This window comes from Rhizobium bangladeshense (genome assembly GCF_017357245.1).
In the GTDB taxonomy this organism is placed as follows: Bacteria; Pseudomonadota; Alphaproteobacteria; order Rhizobiales; family Rhizobiaceae; genus Rhizobium; species Rhizobium bangladeshense.
On sequence record NZ_CP071614.1, the window covers coordinates 46,738 to 62,512 of the forward strand.

13 protein-coding genes and 1 pseudogene are annotated in these 15,775 nt (G+C 61.9%); 3 read left to right on the plus strand and 11 right to left on the minus strand.

The window, feature by feature from the left end; translation table 11 throughout:
- Positions 1–26: 26 nt before the first annotated feature.
- The 4 genes from cyoD to cyoA are packed head-to-tail and all read right to left on the minus strand — an operon-like array spanning position 27 to position 4,248.
- Positions 27–428: a cytochrome o ubiquinol oxidase subunit IV gene (gene cyoD, locus J2J98_RS24110; protein WP_064713269.1), complete on the minus strand. Its 402-nt coding sequence runs from the start codon at positions 426–428 to the stop codon at positions 27–29.
- The gene (gene cyoC / locus J2J98_RS24115) at positions 425–1,045 is read right to left on the minus strand and encodes a cytochrome o ubiquinol oxidase subunit III (RefSeq protein ID WP_207603674.1); all 621 of its coding nucleotides are present in this window, start codon (positions 1,043–1,045) and stop codon (positions 425–427) included. The genes cyoD and cyoC overlap by 4 nt, the downstream gene beginning before the upstream one ends.
- A 5-nt stretch (positions 1,046–1,050) precedes the next feature.
- Positions 1,051–3,054 carry a cytochrome o ubiquinol oxidase subunit I gene (gene cyoB, locus J2J98_RS24120; RefSeq protein ID WP_064713268.1) on the minus strand — a complete coding sequence of 668 codons (2,004 nt, stop codon included), beginning with the start codon at positions 3,052–3,054 and terminating at the stop codon, positions 1,051–1,053.
- Positions 3,055–3,096: 42 nt separating this feature from the next.
- Entirely contained in the window at positions 3,097–4,248 is a 1,152-nt protein-coding gene (cyoA, locus tag J2J98_RS24125) for a ubiquinol oxidase subunit II (protein ID WP_064713267.1), read from the minus strand.
- A gap of 60 nt (positions 4,249–4,308) precedes the next feature.
- Here cyoA and J2J98_RS24130 point away from each other — a divergent pair, with 60 nt between their 5' ends.
- From J2J98_RS24130 to J2J98_RS24140, 3 genes and pseudogenes are all read left to right on the plus strand, one after another.
- Entirely contained in the window at positions 4,309–4,569 is a 261-nt protein-coding gene (locus tag J2J98_RS24130; protein WP_156665827.1) for a hypothetical protein, read from the plus strand.
- 54 nt (positions 4,570–4,623) lie between these two features.
- Positions 4,624–5,955 carry an MFS transporter gene (locus J2J98_RS24135; RefSeq protein ID WP_064707341.1) on the plus strand — a complete coding sequence of 444 codons (1,332 nt, stop codon included), beginning with the start codon at positions 4,624–4,626 and terminating at the stop codon, positions 5,953–5,955.
- Between the two features lie 117 nt (positions 5,956–6,072).
- Positions 6,073–6,327, plus strand: a pseudogene (locus tag J2J98_RS24140) (hypothetical protein); the annotation flags it as partial.
- Between the two features lie 107 nt (positions 6,328–6,434).
- Here the strand turns inward: J2J98_RS24140 and J2J98_RS24145 are convergent.
- From J2J98_RS24145 to J2J98_RS24175, 7 genes are all read right to left on the minus strand, one after another.
- Positions 6,435–6,902 (minus strand): cyclic nucleotide-binding domain-containing protein, encoded by a 468-nt coding sequence (locus tag J2J98_RS24145; protein ID WP_004679746.1) that lies wholly within the window; start codon positions 6,900–6,902, stop codon positions 6,435–6,437.
- Between the two features lie 98 nt (positions 6,903–7,000).
- Positions 7,001–9,715, minus strand: coding sequence for an ABC transporter ATP-binding protein (locus tag J2J98_RS24150; protein ID WP_064707340.1), 2,715 nt, complete (start codon positions 9,713–9,715; stop codon positions 7,001–7,003).
- Between the two features lie 161 nt (positions 9,716–9,876).
- Positions 9,877–11,043 carry a glycosyltransferase family protein gene (locus tag J2J98_RS24155; protein ID WP_207603675.1) on the minus strand — a complete coding sequence of 389 codons (1,167 nt, stop codon included), beginning with the start codon at positions 11,041–11,043 and terminating at the stop codon, positions 9,877–9,879.
- The gene (locus J2J98_RS24160) at positions 11,040–12,287 is read right to left on the minus strand and encodes a glycosyltransferase (RefSeq protein ID WP_064707339.1); all 1,248 of its coding nucleotides are present in this window, start codon (positions 12,285–12,287) and stop codon (positions 11,040–11,042) included. The genes J2J98_RS24155 and J2J98_RS24160 overlap by 4 nt, the downstream gene beginning before the upstream one ends.
- Positions 12,288–12,296: 9 nt before the next feature.
- Positions 12,297–13,505 carry a glycosyltransferase family protein gene (locus J2J98_RS24165; protein WP_207603676.1) on the minus strand — a complete coding sequence of 403 codons (1,209 nt, stop codon included), beginning with the start codon at positions 13,503–13,505 and terminating at the stop codon, positions 12,297–12,299.
- A gap of 97 nt (positions 13,506–13,602) precedes the next feature.
- Complete coding sequence (locus tag J2J98_RS24170) at positions 13,603–14,775, minus strand: ABC transporter permease (protein ID WP_064707337.1); 1,173 nt, start codon at positions 14,773–14,775, stop codon at positions 13,603–13,605.
- Positions 14,775–15,773: an ABC transporter permease gene (locus J2J98_RS24175; protein ID WP_064695601.1), complete on the minus strand. Its 999-nt coding sequence runs from the start codon at positions 15,771–15,773 to the stop codon at positions 14,775–14,777. Before J2J98_RS24175 ends, J2J98_RS24170 begins: the two co-directional genes overlap by 1 nt.
- Between the last annotated feature and the right edge of the window lie 2 nt (positions 15,774–15,775).

Below are 15,775 nucleotides of genomic sequence, written 5' to 3' on the forward strand. Positions count from 1 at the left end.
TTAGGGCGCGCTCGGCCGCCCCTTCGTTACGGCATGTTCTTCATCATCTCTGGGCTCATCGGCATCATGTTGGTGTTGAGATGATGCATGACCCAGAGGGAGCCGGAGAGTGCGATGGCGACGATGACGATGGTGAAGATCAGCGCCATCATCGTCCAGCCGCCTTCGCTTCGGGGATTCATGTGCAGGAAGAAGACCATATGGACGACGATCTGGATCGCGCCGAGGCCCATCACCAGCACCGCTGTCAGCGTCGGGCTTTCGAACACGCCTGCCATAACGAGCCAGAAAGGAATGGCGGTCAGGATGACGGAGAGCACGAAGCCCGCCATATAGCTGCGGAACGTGCCGTGGCCGGCCTGGTGGCCGTGGCTGTGACCGTGATGGGCCTCGTGGGCATCTTCATGGGCGGGTGCTTGCGAACTCATCCGAGAACTCCGAGCAGATAGACGAAGGAAAAGACGCCGATCCAGACGACGTCGAGGAAGTGCCAGAACATCGAAAGGCACATCAGGCGGCGGCGGTTGGCCTCGATCAGCCCGTGCATCGACACCTGCACCATCAGCGTAATCAGCCAGATGATGCCGAAGGTGACGTGCAGGCCGTGGGTGCCAACGAGCGTGAAGAAGGAGGAGAGGAAGGCGCTGCGCGTCGGCCCGGCACCGTCGTGGATCAGGTGGATGAACTCGTAAAGTTCCAACCCGATGAAGGCCGCGCCGAAAACGCCGGTGACGGCGAGCCAGAACAGCGTTTCCGCCTTGGCGTTCCGCTCCATCTGCAGCATGGCGAAGCCATAGGTGATCGACGAGAAGAGCAGCATCGAAGTGTTGAGGGCGACGATCGGCAGATCGAAGAGATCGGCCGGCGACGGGCCGGCGGCATAGTTGCGGCCGACGACGCCGTGCGTGGCAAACAGCACGGCGAAGATCAGGCAGTCGCTCATCAGGTAGAGCCAGAAGCCGAGATTGGTGCTGTTCTCCGGATGATGGTCTTCCGTCAGATAGAATTCAGGCTTTTCGGCCGTGTCGATGGTTTTATCGCTCATGGTCATTACACCTGCTCGGCAAGCAGCACCGTGCGCTTGCCTTCCGTTTCGGTCACCTTATCGGCGGGAATGTAGAAGTCCCGCTTGTAGTTGAACGTATGGCCGATCGCCACCACGAGCAGCGCGACGGCGGAGACGACGACCAGCCACCACATGTACCAGATCAGACCGAAGGCGAGGGCGACGCTGATCGCCGACAGAATGGCGCCGGTGCCGGTATTTTTCGGCATGTGGATCGGCTTGAAGCCGCCGAGCGGGCGTTCGTAGCCGCGCCTTTTCATGTCGTACCAGCTGTCATGATCGTGGACGACGGGTGTGAAGGCGAAGTTGTAGTCCGGCGGCGGCGAGGAGGTCGACCATTCCAGCGTCCGCCCGTCCCAGGGATCGCCACTGTCATCGCGCAATTCCTCGCGCTTCATGAAGCTGACGACGATCTGGATCAGGAAGGTGGCGATGCCGAGCGCGATGAGGCCGACGCCGAAGGCGGCGATGACGAACCAGATCTGCAGCGACGGGTCCTCGAACTGGCTCATGCGGCGGGTGACGCCCATCAGGCCGAGCACGTAGAGCGGCATGAAGGCGAACCAGAAGCCGATCTGCCAAAACCAGAAGCTGGTCTTGCCCCAGAAGGGATCGAGCTTGAAGCCGAAGGCCTTCGGGAACCAGTAGTTCACGCCAGCGAACATGCCGAAGAGAACGCCGCCGATGATGACATTGTGGAAATGGGCGATGAGGAACAGCGAATTGTGCAGCACAAAGTCGGCCGGCGGCACTGCGAGCATGACGCCGGTCATGCCGCCGATGACGAATGTCACCATGAAGCCGACCGTCCACAGCATCGGCACCTCGTAACGGATACGGCCGCGATACATGGTGAAGAGCCAGTTGAAGATCTTCGCTCCCGTGGGGATGGAGATGATCATCGTGGTGATGCCGAAGAAGGAGTTTACGCTGGCGCCCGATCCCATCGTGAAGAAGTGGTGCAACCAGACAATGTAGGACAGGATCATGATGACGCAGGTCGCATAGACCATCGAGGCGTAGCCGAAAAGGCGTTTTCCCGAGAAGGTGGCGACGACTTCCGAGAAGATGCCGAAGGCCGGCAGCACAAGGATATAGACCTCCGGATGGCCCCAGATCCAGATGAGGTTGATGTACATCATCGGATTGCCGCCGAGGTCGTTGGTAAAGAAATTCGTCCCGGCATAGCGGTCGAGCGACAGAAGGGCGAGCGTTGCCGTCAGGATCGGGAAGGAGGCGACGATCAGCACGTTGGTGCAGAGCGCCGTCCAGGTGAAGACCGGCATCTTCATGAAGGTCATGCCGGGGGCGCGCATCTTGACGATGGTGGCGATCAGGTTGATGCCGGATAGCGTCGTTCCCACACCTGCCACCTGCAGGCCCCAGATATAATAGTCGACGCCCACGCCCGGACTGTAGGCGGCGCCCGATAGCGGCGGATAGGCGAGCCAGCCGGTCTGGGCGAATTCGCCGATGAACAGCGACAGCATGATGATGACCGCGCCGGCGGTCGTCATCCAGAAGGAAAAGTTGTTGAGGAAGGGGAAGGAGACGTCGCGCGCCCCGATCTGCAGCGGCACCACGAAGTTCATCAGACCGGTGACGAAGGGCATCGCCACGAAGAAGATCATGATCACGCCGTGGGCGGTGAAGATCTGGTCGTAATGGTGCGGCGGCAGGTAGCCCTCCGAACCGTTGAAGGCGATTGCCTGCTGGACGCGCATCAGGATCGCGTCGGAAAAGCCGCGCAACAGCATGATGACGGCCAGAATCACATACATGATGCCGATCTTCTTGTGATCGACACTGCAGATCCAGTCGCGCCAGAGCGGACCCCAGAACTTGAAATAGGTGATGGCGCCGAGAACGGCGAGACCGCCAATGACGACGCCTATGAAGGTCACGACCAGGATCGGATCGTGATAGGGAATGGCATCGAGTGTCAACCGGCCGAAGATGAACTTCAGGAGGTCAGGATTGGAAAACATGGAACAACCCGTTCATTATGTCTTGCGACGCAAAGCGCCAGGTTAATTGTTGTTGTTGAGCTGCGCCGGCGCCGGATCGGTGCCGTTGGCCGAGCCGGGCATGGAATGGCCCTCATGCTGCATGTCGTGCTGCATGCTGCCGTCACCTGAGTTACGCGGCGGCTCGGCCTTTGCCGGAACGCCCGTTGCCGGCACGGTTGCGCCCGGCTGGACGACGCCTTCGCCGGCGTGGCGGTTGTCATATTGCAGCTTCTCGCGATTCTCCGCGCTTTCCTTGCCGGCGCCGCCCATCATGTCGATGTGCATCATCTCGTTCATGCACATTTTGCCCGGCGTGGCGCACAAATTGAGGATGGCCTTGTAGAGGTCGGCGTCGGCGCTGGCATAGTAGCGCACCGGCTCCTTCTCGCTCGGCTTTTCGAGCTTCAGATAGGCGTCGCGGTTGAGCATCGTGCCCTGCTGCTTCACCTGTCCCACCCAGCCGTCGAAGCCCTCTTTGGTAAGGCCATGGAACTTGAAGCGCATATGCGAGAAGCCGGCGCCGCTGTAATTGGCGGAGAAGCCCTCATATTCGCCTTCCCGGTTGATGACGGCGTGCAGCTTCGTCTCCATGCCGGGCATGGCGTAGATCTGGCCGGCAAGGGCGGGGATGTAGAAGGAGTTCATCACCGAGGATGCGGTGATCTTGAAATTGATCGGCGTGTCGACGGGGGCTGCCATCTCATTGACCGTGGCAATGCCGAGCTCGGGATAGAAGAACAGCCATTTCCAGTCGAGCGCTACAACTTCGACGGTCAGCGGCTTGGCATCGGCCGGGATGGCGCGCTCCGCATCGAGCCGGTCGAGCGGGCGGTAGGGATCGAGCTTATGCGTGGAAATCCAGGTGACGGCGCCGAGCGCAATGATGATCGCCAGCGGCGCCGCCCAGATGACGATTTCGAGGCGGGTCGAATGATGCCATTCCGGCGCGTAGGTGGCGGCCGTGTTGGAGCGGCGGTAGCGCCAGGCGAAGAGCAGCGTCAGGAAGATCACCGGTACGATGATCAAAAGCATCAGCACCGTCGAGATGACGATGAGATCGCGCTGTTGCACGGCGATGTCGCCGGATGGCGCCATGACCACCATGTTGCATCCTGCCAGGAAAAGCAGCGGCAAGACGGATAGAAGGCGGGAAAACTTCACGAGTTTTTGCACGTCTCTAAGCTCTTGTTGTTTCGTTTTATCCGCGACTAAAGCACTGAACCCGATAGCGACATGAGGCGGAAAGTCGCAGTGCAGCAAAGATGCCGCAGTGCGGCAGAAATCATGTTGCGCTACCGCTTTGAAATCCGGATGAAATCAAGAAGGATTTTTTGCACGCGCCTGTCCCCTCAATATATCCGCGAGAGCCGTCCCGGCCAGCTTTTGCACGGGAAAATCACGGCAGGGATCACGCAATTTGCCCATTCGGGCTCTATTTACGCCGCGATGATGAACTATTTGCATCTTATAGACTTGATAAGCTTGCAGGTTTGATCAAGATCAGGTTGAGGCGCCGTGCCGGAAGCGCCTTAACGAGGGAGGCGTTTCATGGCCACAGCATCGCATTACGGACCGTCGTCATCGTCGCTGGAACGCGACGCGCGGCGCATTCACGACGACAAGCCGGTTTCCCCGGGCAGCATCGCCATCGGCGTGGTGATCGGTCGCATGTCGGAATTCTTCGATTTCTTCGTCTATGGCCTCGCCTCGGTGCTGGTCTTTCCGCAGCTCGTCTTTCCCTTTGCGCCGGACAGGCTGACGGCGACCCTCTATTCCTTCGCCATCTTCTCGCTCGCCTTTCTCGCCCGCCCCGTCGGTTCCGTCGTCTTCATGACGATCGACCGGATGTACGGGCGCGGCACGAAGCTGACGATCGCGCTCTTCCTGCTCGGCGGCTCCACGGCTTCGATTGCTTTCCTGCCGGGTTACGCGGAGATCGGCGCCTGGTCGATCGCCCTGCTGGCGCTCTTCCGTCTCGGCCAGGGTTTCGCGCTCGGCGGCGCCTGGGACGGCCTGGCATCGCTGCTGGCGCTCAACGCGCCGCCCAATCACCGCGGCTGGTATGCGATGATCCCGCAGCTCGGCGCGCCGATCGGCTTTGCGCTGGCAAGCACGCTCTTCGGTTATTTCGTCGCCAATCTTTCCAGCGAGGATTTCCTCTCCTGGGGCTGGCGCTACCCCTTCTTCGTCGCCTTCGCGATCAACGTCGTGGCGCTGTTTGCGCGTCTGCGCCTGGTCATGACCAAGGAGTTCGGCACACTCCTGGAGCAGCATGAGCTCGAGGCAGCACCGATCCTCGAGGTGCTGCGCGTTCACGGCCGCGACATCCTGATCGGCGCCTTCGTGCCGCTCGCCAGTTTCGCCATGTTCCACCTGGTCACGATCTTCCCGCTCGGCTGGATGAGCCTTTACGGCAACCAGCCGATCGGCACCTTCATGGTGGTGCAGGTGATCGGCGCCATGGTCGGCGTCCTCGCCATCATCGCCTCCGGCCTGATCGCCGACCGCATTGGGCGCCGTGCCCAGCTTGCCATCTGCGCCGTCATCATCGCCGTCTTCAGCTTCATCGGGCCGATCCTGATCGCATCGGGCAATAACGGCCACGATGCATTCGTCATCATCGGCTTCGGCGTGCTCGGCCTGTCTTTCGGCCAGGCGACAGGCTCGATCTCGTCGCGCTTCGGCCGCGGCTACCGCTATACCGGTGCCGCCTTCACCTCAGACCTTGCCTGGCTGGTCGGCGCCGGCTTCGCGCCGCTGGTGGCGCTCAGCCTCTCCAGCCGCTTCGGCCTGACCTTCGTCGGCTACTACCTGCTGTCCGGCGCCGTCTGCACCCTGGCAGCGCTCGCCTTCAGCAAGGCACTGGAACAGCGGGAATAGTTGAACACTCGGGCCTGCGCCAAGGACGCAGCCCCTTTGGCTGCCGCCACCTTCTCCCCGCGCGCGGGGAGAAGGGACATGCCGCACCGTCTCCGTCCCTCAATCTTTCGCGAGGGCCGGCAGGCACGGGTGTCCAAGCGCATGGATACCCTGGTTTCTAACCTCAGGATGTCGGCATCTCACAGCTCGATGTCGATGCGGCTGAACGTTCCTGAGAGGGCATCGCGTCCGGATCGGGCCGCAGCTCTGCGCCGCATCCACGGGGCGGCGGAATATGACAAGTAGTTCCGCGAATAGGTCAGGGAAGCGACTCGGGAAGCCGACGATCCCGACGCCGTCTGGATTCCGCATGAACTCGTCGAGGAGAGATGACGCAGCGGCTTAAGGCTGAAGGTAACCGAGGCTCATCTTGCGTAAAAGAAAAGATGAGTGGAGATACTCCGTCTCCTGCACGTCGCCCAGCAATGGCCGCCGAAATCTTACTGCGCCATCTGCGGCTGCTTGGCCGCCCGCGCCGCGGTCAGCTCCGCCGTCGTGTGGTTCAGGCGGTCGGCGAGCACGCGCATGATTTCCACGGCCATTTCCGGGAAGTCGCTGAGCAGCTTCAGGAAGTGCTCCTTGCTGATGCGCAGCACCTCGAGCGGCGAGGTGGCGCGCACCGTTGCCGTGCGCGAGACATCGCAGAGAATGGCGATTTCGCCGACAATGGAATTCAGCTCGACGTCGGCGACCTTGATCTCGCCTGCCGGCGAGGAGACGATGATATCGGCGCTGCCGGAAAGAATGACATAGGCGGCGTCGCCGACATCGCCCTGGTGGAAGAGATCCTGACCCGCCTTGTAGGTCATGCGGTCGGAGGTGAAGGCCAAAAGCTTGAGTTTCGCTGGCGCAATCCTCGAAAAGATCGGCACCCGGCGCAGCATTTCGACTTCGTCTCTCAACAGCATGAGCGTTTCAATCCCCTGACGCAGGGTTCTTGGAACCAGGCGCCTTCAATTCCGGGCGTTCCCCCGGGAACGCCTACCATCGCCGCCCCCATAGAATATTACGATAACAGTTCCTTGAACATACCGTTTTTCTCGGAAAGTTCCGGATAGTTTCCGGCTTCCGCCAGCCCACCGCGGTCGAAGAGCAGGATTCGGTCGAACATCTCGGCGAGCCGCGCATTCGAAAGCACCCAGATGATCGCCGGGCGCTGGCCTTCCTTGTGCAGGTCTTCGATGATGTTGCGGGTGATTTGATCCTGAACGCGCTGATCGAGTGCCGACAGCGGCCGGTTGAAGACGAAATAATCCGAGCGCTTCAGAAGCGCGCGGGCAAGGTTCAGCTTCTGTCGCTGCACCATGGTCAGCCGCTTGCCGCCGGAGCCGACGTCGAATTCGAGACCGATGGACAGGACATCGTCATATAGGTCGAGCGCGTCGAAGAGCTCGCCCATGATGGCGCGGATGCGGTCGGAGGCATCGGCCTGCTGATAGGCTATGCGGCCGAAGAGCACATTGTCCATCAGGCTGGCCGACGGCGTGAAGCGCTCGGCGTCGTAGCGCTCGATCAGCTCGGCGAGATCGGCAGGGATATGCGCGTGGAACTGCTTGCGCGCGCTAACGATCTTGTCCATCAGCTCATTGGTCAGCAGGCCGAAGCGGTGGCGCGGCTCGATATAGGCGAAGCTCAGCCGGATGATGGCGGAGCGCTCCTCCGGTGTGGCGTCCTCGAAGCGGCGGCTCTGGAGCTTCTGCAAGAGAGCCTGATAGGTCGGAATGTCGTCCGCCGTCATGAAGGTCAGCTGCTGGAAGAAAGGGTGGTCCGGTGGCAGGTCGTGGAAGAGTTCGACGGCGTTCTCGGCGATCTCAAGGCCCATGGCGTAGAGATCGGTGCTGAGGCCCGTCTCGCGGAAGAGCTGCTGGAAATAGGGATGGGCGGCAAGCCGGCGGTTGGTCATCAGCGGCCGCTTCATCGTTCCGAAGAGCAGGTTCTCACCGACCGTCGCCTGGGCGTTGTAGGCGTCGAAGTCGAAAGGCACGACGATGCCGTCGAGACCCTCGTCGCGCAGCCGGTCGCGCAGCGAGGCGCGCAGCGCCACGACGTGGTCGCTGACCGCTACGTGCACGTCGGTATTGACGTTCGAGCGCAGCGCCAGGTCGAGGATATCCTGTGAAATCTGGACGGCGTCGAGCACCGGCCGGATCGCTTTCAGGAGATCATCCGGCCCGTTGGCGCCGGCCGCCTTATAATCCACCCAATCGCTGTTGAGGTCGAGCGTCGGGTTGCCGGCCTTCACCGCCTCGGCGGAGTGCCATTTGTATTCCTGCGCTTCCTTCTCGTCGTAGACGGCGTCGATCATCGGCGCGTGCTTGAGGCCGTAGAGCAGATTGCTGGCAAGCGTGCCATGGAAGAAGAAGGTGTCGGCCGAGGCGTAAGAGATGCGGCGGCCGGTAATCGATTCCGGCAGCTCGAGCAGGTCGCGTCCGTCGATGGTGATGCGGCCGGAGTCAGGCCAGATCATCCGGCCGAGCGCCTCGGCGAAGGCTTCGGCGCCGCTGCCGTTGGGACCGACGATCGCAACCGTTTCGTTTGGCTTGATTTCGACGGAGACGTGGTCGACGAGACGAGCGCCGCTGTCGTCGGAGAGTGTCAGGTTGGTGACGACGAGCGCGCTGGTCAGTGTGCCTACGGGTGCGGTCGCCAATTCCTGGATGCGGCTGTCGATCAAGGGCTCCACATTGAACTGCTCGTAGACCTGCTGGTATTTCACCTGCACGTCCTGGCGCATCTGGTCCCAGTCGATCAGTTCCTTGAGCGGCCCGGGCAGGTCCTTGTAGGCCGATATGACGGCGACGAGCTGGCCGATGTCGAGCCGGCCCTGCAGCGCGAGATAACCGCCGATCGCGTAGAACAGGAAGGGTGTGACCTGGGCAAGGAAGTTGTTGATGAACTTCACCAGGAACTTCCATTGATAAAGGTCATAACGGATTGAGAAGATGCGGCCGAGCCGCCAGGCGATATCGGCGCGTTCGAGGTTCGATGTGTCGTTGCCGTGGATCGTGCCTATGCCCTCGACGATTTCGCCGACGCGGCCGGAAAGCTCACGCGCCGTCAGCTGCCGCTGGCGGCCGAGCTCCAGCAGGCGCTTGCGCATGCGGGGAATAACGACCGCCTGGACGCCGACGATGCCGGCGGCGATCATGCCGAGCCAGAAATTCTGCACGATGATGAAGGCGAGCGCGGTGATCGCCTGGCCGCCGAGCAGGGCGGGCGAGACGAAGGCGTCGCCGGTGAAGCCGCCCATCGGCTCCACCTCGTCCTTGATCATCGTGGCGATCTCGGCCGATTTCACCCGCTTGAAATGGGCAGGCGGGAAGCGCAGCACCCGGTCGATCAGCTCGAAGCGGATGCGGCGCAGCATGCGTTCGCCGAGCCGCCCCTTATAGGTGTTGATGTAGAATTTGAAGAGACCGTTCAGCACCACCAGTGCCAGGAACACCAGGCTGAGGGCCATCAGCATCTGGAAACGGTTGAGCTCCACCCCTTGAAAAAATTCGACATGGCCGATCAGCGGAATGTCATAGGCGATGTGCATGAATTTCTGGGTTGCGCCCGGTCCCTCGAAACCATCACCCTGGATCGGTCCGTTGACGATCTGCTTCGGCAGGTCGAAGGACAGGAAATAGGGGATCATCGAGGCCGCGACGACGGCCAGGATCCACAGCTGCTGCAGCCGCGTGTTCTTCCAGATGTAGCGGGCGAGGCTCTTTTCCATGGCTAACCGTCAGCTTGCTGGGAAATTCCGAAGGCGCGATCCGGACGCGGGGACGGGAGGAATTGTTGAGAACAGGACCATGCAGCCGGACCGCCGTTATCGCAATGAAAACAAGGCGAAGGGACCGGCTGCAGAAAGGCCGATTCTCGCCGGAACTCTGCTTATATCACAGGATTTTTGAATTGGGCGAGCGATTCGGCAATCATGGAGCGAATGATGGCGGCCGTTTTCTCCGCCCCGTCGAGATCGAGCGGGACCGGCCCTTGTCGAGGGGCCGCGAGCGCCCGTTCAACCGCCTCTTTCACATGGACGGAGGTCAGCCCTTCTTCCGGCAGGATATCGGCAAGACCAAGGGCCTGCAGCCGTTCGGCGCGCACCGTCTGTTCGGTCTCGCCGCCGGCGACGAAGGGGATGAGGATCGCCCGGCACTTGGTGCGCAGAAGGTCGCCGACGGTGTTGTAGCCGGCCTGCGAGATCGACACCCTGGCTCCCCGCAAGAGCGAAGGAAAGTCCTTGCGGAAGCGCGCAAGCGTCACGTTTGGAGGCATGTTTCGCGATAGTGCGGCGAAATCGTCTTCCGGCAGATTGGGGCCAGAGATCAGCAGCCAGCGAAGATCGCCCGGCAGGAGAGCTGCCGCCTCTTTCGCCGCGCCGATCAGCTCGGCGCCGACCGCGCCGCCGCCGGCCGAAGCGATGATGTCGAAGGTCTCCGCCGGGTCTGGCGCCGGCGGCGGAGCGACGAGGCCGGTATAGCGTAGCCTGTCGGCAATCTCAGCCGTCAGCGGAAAGGTATCCTCGAGTCTGACGAAGGCGGGGTCGCCGTGGACGAGAACGACGTCGAAATGATCCTTGACCAGGGCGACTGTTTCGGCGTCGCGGCCGGCCTTGCGGTTTTCCTGCAGGATGTCGCGCACCGAACTTGCGAGCTTCGGCCGTGGTTCGGCCTTCTCGATTGCTTCAAGCAAGGGCAGGAGTTCGAAGCGCATCTGCCGTCGGCCAAAGGGGAAGGCCTCGATGATGACGATATCGGGTCTTGCGGCACGGAAGGCGTCGAGCAGCAATTGCCGGCGGGCAGCGAGAAATTCCTCGCCGGCCGGCCGGCCATCGGCATCGGCGAGGCCGGAGAAACCTGCATTGCTGGCGACGACCGCCGGCAAGGCCACTGTTTTGACACCCTCGCCGGGAAAGCCCGGCACGGGCAGGCCGCCGGTCACGACGGTGACATCGAATCCGTCCTTGACAAGAGCGTTGGCGATGCGGCTGGCGCGGGCGATGTGGCCTATGCCGAGAAGGTGCTGGACGTAGAAGAAGATGCGCGGTGCCGTCATGACGCCCTCTGCCATTCGGCCTCGAACAGGCCGGTGAGCTGTCTGATGCTGGAATGATAGTCGAAATTCTCGCGCACCCGTCTCTCGGCAGCGTCACCGAGGCGCTGGCGCAGCGCCGGGTCTCGGATCGCCGCCTCCAGGGCTTTCGCAAGCATCGCCGGATCCTCCGGCGGCACGACGAGGCCGTTTTCGCCATCCGTCAGCAGTTCCGGCACACCGGACACGGCGGTCGAGACGCAGATGAGGCGCTGGCTCGAGGCCTCGACCAACACGTTCGGCAAGCCGTCGCGGTCGCCGTTGGCGGCGATGCGGCAGGCCAGCGCGAAGAGATCGGCGCGGCGGTAGTGATCGAGCACGTCTTCCTGGGCCATGGCGCCCTTCCAGACGATGCGGCCGGAGAGGCCGAGCTCGGTGGCGAGCGCCTTCAGTCTGGCAAGCTCGTCGCCGCCGCCGATATGCTCCATGCGCCAATGCAGGTCGGCGGGCAGCAGCGCCAGCGCCCGCAACAAGACGTCGTAGCCCTTCTTCTCGACGGCGCGGCCGACGCTGAGGATGAAGGCCGGGTTGTCGGGGTCGCTCCCGGTGCGGGCCGAATGCGCACCGGAAAAATGGCCGAAGCGGGCGAGATCGAGGCCGTGATAGCTCAAGTGCACGGCATCCTTGCGCGATGTCAGCATGCGCATGTGCTCATAGCCGGTCCGGGTGCAGGTGACGGTCCAGCGGGCGCTCTTCAGCTTCTCGTTCAGCTCCCAGTCGGGAGACGTCCATATGTCCTTGGCATGCGCCGAACAGGTCCAGGGCGTGCCCGTCAGGATGCTCGTATATTCCGTTACCGAGGCCGGCGTATGGATGAAATGGGCATGCAGCCATTCGCCCCCATCCGGCCATTCGCGCGCCAGCACCAGGGCCTGGCCGAGGCGGCGGAAACGGTTGCGGGAGAGATCGCGCTTGAGGTCGGCCCAGAAGCGTTTCATCAGCACCTTGAAGCCAGGTTTACCGAAGCCGGCGGCCATGCCTTTCAGAACGCGGATCGGCTCCTCGTGCAGATATTCAGGCAGATAGACGACGCGCGCCTTGATCTCGTCATGCACGGGATGGCGCTTCTTGTCGGTCGGCCGGCGCATGGAAATCAGCGTCAGGTCGAAGCCGGCCCTTTCGAGGCCGAGCAGCTCCTGAGCGATAAAGGTTTCCGATAGGCGGGGATAGCCTTTCAGCACGACGAGCATCTTGCGGCGTGGTGGCAAGGCTGTGCCCTATTCCGCGCCGACGAGGGAAAGATGGCTGCCGCGGCCGTCGAGCCACCGGCCGACGGTCTGCGAGATGTGGTCCAGCCCTTCGAGATGCATGTTGCTGCCGCTTTTCGACGGCGGCAGGCGGAAAGGCAGGCGTTTCAGTGCCTCGGCTATGATCCTGGGATCGGCCGATTCTTCCGGCAGCAGCATGTCGACGAGGCCGAGCTCGCTTGCCCGCTTCGCGCGCAGCAGCTGTTCCTCGCGCGGCTTGACGCGCGGCACGATCAGAGCCGGCTTGTCGAAGGAGAGGATCTCGCAATAGGTGTTGTAGCCGCCCATGGCGACGACGCCGGTGGCGCCGGCGATCAGTTCCTCCATGTGATTGTCGAACTCGATGACCTCGATATAGGGAATGGCTTCACCCTTCTGCACCAGCTTGGCGCGCTCGGCGGCCGGCATATAGGGACCGAGCACGACCAGCGCCTTTTGCGTCAGCATGGGGTCGGCCTCATAGGCGTTCATGACGTCATGGACGAGATCGGAACCGTCGCCGCCGCCGCCTGTCGTGACGAGCAGGTAATTGTCCTTGCGGGCGTTGACCGAGCTCTTGCCTTTGGAGACGCTGCGCTGCAGGAAACCGACGAAGTCCATCTTCCGGCGCAGGCTGGCCGGCACGTCGAGACCAATAAGCGGATCGTAGAAGTCAGGCGGACCGTAAACCCAGACGCTATCGTAGTACTGGTCGATCTTCTGCATGACGCTGTTCTTCTTCCACTCAGCCTCGAGCAGATGCGGAGCGTCCATGATCTCGCGCAGCCCAAGAACCAGTACTGAGCCGCGCGCCTTGAGATAGGCGAGCGTATCCTCGACCTCGCCCTTCAATCCCATCGGCTCCTTGTCGACGATGAAGATATCCGGCTGGAAGGTCTCGGCCGTGTGACGGATGCTCGATTCGCGCATCTTCAGCGTCTCGTGCAGGTCGATATGGCTGGCAAGCGACGTATATTCGCCGTTGCGCAGCTTGATGACACTGGGGATCTTCACAAAATCGACGCGGGCGCGGTAGTCGAAGGCGCCGGCGATCGTCGCACCCGAAATGATCAGGATATTGAGGCCGCGATAATCCTCGACCAGCGCATGGGCGATGGTGCGACAGCGCCTGAGATGGCCGAGGCCGAAGGTGTCGTGGCTGTACATGAGGATGCGAGCATCTTCGAGACGTCTGGCCATGGGTGTCCCCTCCGGGGTGAACAACATGAATTAGTACCCCCACCGTCCGGAGGCCAAGAGGCGGGGGCGGTGCCGGAAGGCGCCGCCGAGCTTCCTGCTATTTGTAGGGATCTGCCGCATCGCGCAAGCCGTCTCCCAGAAAGTTGAACGCCAAAATGACAAGAACAACAGGAATGATCGGAAAGAGCAGCCAAGGATAGAAGGCGATGACGCTGACGCTTTTTGCCTCCGTCAGCAGAATGCCCCAGCTGGTGATCGGCGGACGAAGACCGAGGCCGAGGAAGGAAAGCGCAGTCTCGCCGAGGATCATGCCGGGGATCGAAATCGTCGCGGAAGCGATGAGGTGCGACATGAAGCCGGGCACGAGATGGCGGCCGATGATGCGGGGCGTGCTGGCGCCCATCAGCTGCGCGGCCTGCACGTAATCTTCCTCGCGCAGCGCCAGGAGCTTGGAGCGCACCGCCCGCGCCAGTCCGGTCCAGTCGATGATGCCGAGGATGACCGTTATGCCGAAATAGATGACGATCGGGCTCCAGGTTACCGGCATGATGGCTGCCAGCGCCATCCATAGCGGCAGGCTCGGCAGCGATTGCAGCACTTCGATCAGGCGCTGGACGATGAGATCGAAAATGCCGCCCCAGTAGCCGGCAAGGCCGCCGATGACGACGCCGAGCACGAAGCTGATCGCGATGCCGATCAGGCCGATCGTCAGCGATATCCGCGCGCCGTAGAGGATGCGCGACAGCACGTCGCGGCCGAGCCGGTCGGTGCCGAGCAGGAACATCTGGCCGCCGATCGCCGGACAGACGAGATGATAGTTCGAGGCGACGAGACCCCAGAAATTATAGGAATCACCGCGGCAAAAGAAGCGGATCGGCTGCACGTCGTTCGGCCTGTCGGTATAGACGCGGTGCAGCGTGTCGAGATCGAGAGTCATGCTGCGGCCGTAGACGAAGGGACCGACGAACTCGCCTTTGTCGAAGAAATGGACGCGCTGCGGCGGCGCATGGATGAAATCGACGTTGCGGGTGTGCAGGCCATACGGCGCCAGGAACTCGACGATCATGATCATCAGGTAGATGGCCGCGAGAAAGATGCCGGAGATCAAGGCGAGCCTGTGCTGCTTGAATTTCCACCACATCAGCTGCTTCTGGGAGGCGAGATGGATGCGCGATCGCGCCGCCGTCATGGTTTCGGTCGCATGCGGATCAAACGGAGCGGTGGAGACGTAGTGCGGCAGGGGCGCGCCGGGTGCGGGAAGGGGCGACATTATTTGGTGCTCCTGCCTTGCAGACGGATGCGGGGATCGAGGAAGCCGAGGGCGATGTCGGAGATCAGCACGCCGATAACGTTGAGGAAGGCGAGGAACATCAGGAAGGAGCCGGCGAGATACATGTCCTGGCTCTGCAGCGCCTTGATCAGCATCGGGCCGGTCGTCTCCAGCGATAGAACGATCGCGACGATCTCGGCCCCCGAGATGATCGATGGCAGGATCGAGCCGATATCGGCGATGAAGAAATTGAGCGCCATGCGCAGTGGATATTTGACCAGCGCCCGCATCGGATGCAGTCCCTTGGCGCGAGCCGTCGTCACATATTGCTTCTGCATCTCATCGAGAAGATTGGCCCGCAGCCGCCGGATCATGCCGGCCGTACCGGCCGTGCCGACGATGATGACGGGGATCCAGAGATGAGCGAGGATCGACTTCGCCTTTTCCCAGCTCATCGGCTGGTTGAGATATTGCTGGTCCATCAGATGGCCGATCGACAGCCCGAACCAGACATTGGCGAAATACATCAGGATCAGCGCCAGCATGAAGTTCGGAATGGCGATGCCGAGAAGGCCGAGGAAGGTCAGCCCGTAATCGCTCCAGCTATACTGGTGCGTCGCCGAATAGATGCCGATCGGAAAGGCGATCAGCCAGGTGAGCAGGATCGTCGTGAAGGAGACGAGGATCGTCAGCCATAGCCGTTCGCCGACCACGTCCGAGACCGGCAGCTGGTATTCGAAGGAATAGCCGAAATCGCCGTGCAGCATGCCGCCGACCCAGTAGAAGTAGCGCACGATCTCCGGCTTGTCGAAGCCGTATTGCTCCCGCATTTCCTCGATTTCCTGGAGGTTGGCAGTCTCGCCGGAAGCGCGCAGCTCCGCGATCTGACTCTCGAAGAAGTCTCCCGGCGGCAGCTCGATAATGGTGAAAACAAGCGCCGAAATGACGAAGAGCGTCGGCACCATGGCGGCCATGCGCCAGAGAATGTATCTGAGCACGC

Bases quoted from the DNA above. Each gene is read 5' to 3' on its own strand.
- cyoD (WP_064713269.1), bottom strand. From the start codon at position 428: ATGAGTTCGCAAGCACCCGCCCATGAAGATGCCCACGAGGCCCATCAC.
- cyoC (WP_207603674.1), bottom strand. From the start codon at position 1,045: ATGAGCGATAAAACCATCGACACGGCCGAAAAGCCTGAATTCTATCTG.
- cyoB (WP_064713268.1), bottom strand. From the start codon at position 3,054: ATGTTTTCCAATCCTGACCTCCTGAAGTTCATCTTCGGCCGGTTGACA.
- J2J98_RS24130 (WP_156665827.1), top strand. From the start codon at position 4,309: ATGAGGCGGAAAGTCGCAGTGCAGCAAAGATGCCGCAGTGCGGCAGAA.
- J2J98_RS24135 (WP_064707341.1), top strand. From the start codon at position 4,624: ATGGCCACAGCATCGCATTACGGACCGTCGTCATCGTCGCTGGAACGC.
- J2J98_RS24145 (WP_004679746.1), bottom strand. From the start codon at position 6,902: ATGCTGTTGAGAGACGAAGTCGAAATGCTGCGCCGGGTGCCGATCTTT.
- J2J98_RS24150 (WP_064707340.1), bottom strand. From the start codon at position 9,715: ATGGAAAAGAGCCTCGCCCGCTACATCTGGAAGAACACGCGGCTGCAG.
- J2J98_RS24155 (WP_207603675.1), bottom strand. From the start codon at position 11,043: ATGACGGCACCGCGCATCTTCTTCTACGTCCAGCACCTTCTCGGCATA.
- J2J98_RS24165 (WP_207603676.1), bottom strand. From the start codon at position 13,505: ATGGCCAGACGTCTCGAAGATGCTCGCATCCTCATGTACAGCCACGAC.
- J2J98_RS24170 (WP_064707337.1), bottom strand. From the start codon at position 14,775: ATGTCGCCCCTTCCCGCACCCGGCGCGCCCCTGCCGCACTACGTCTCC.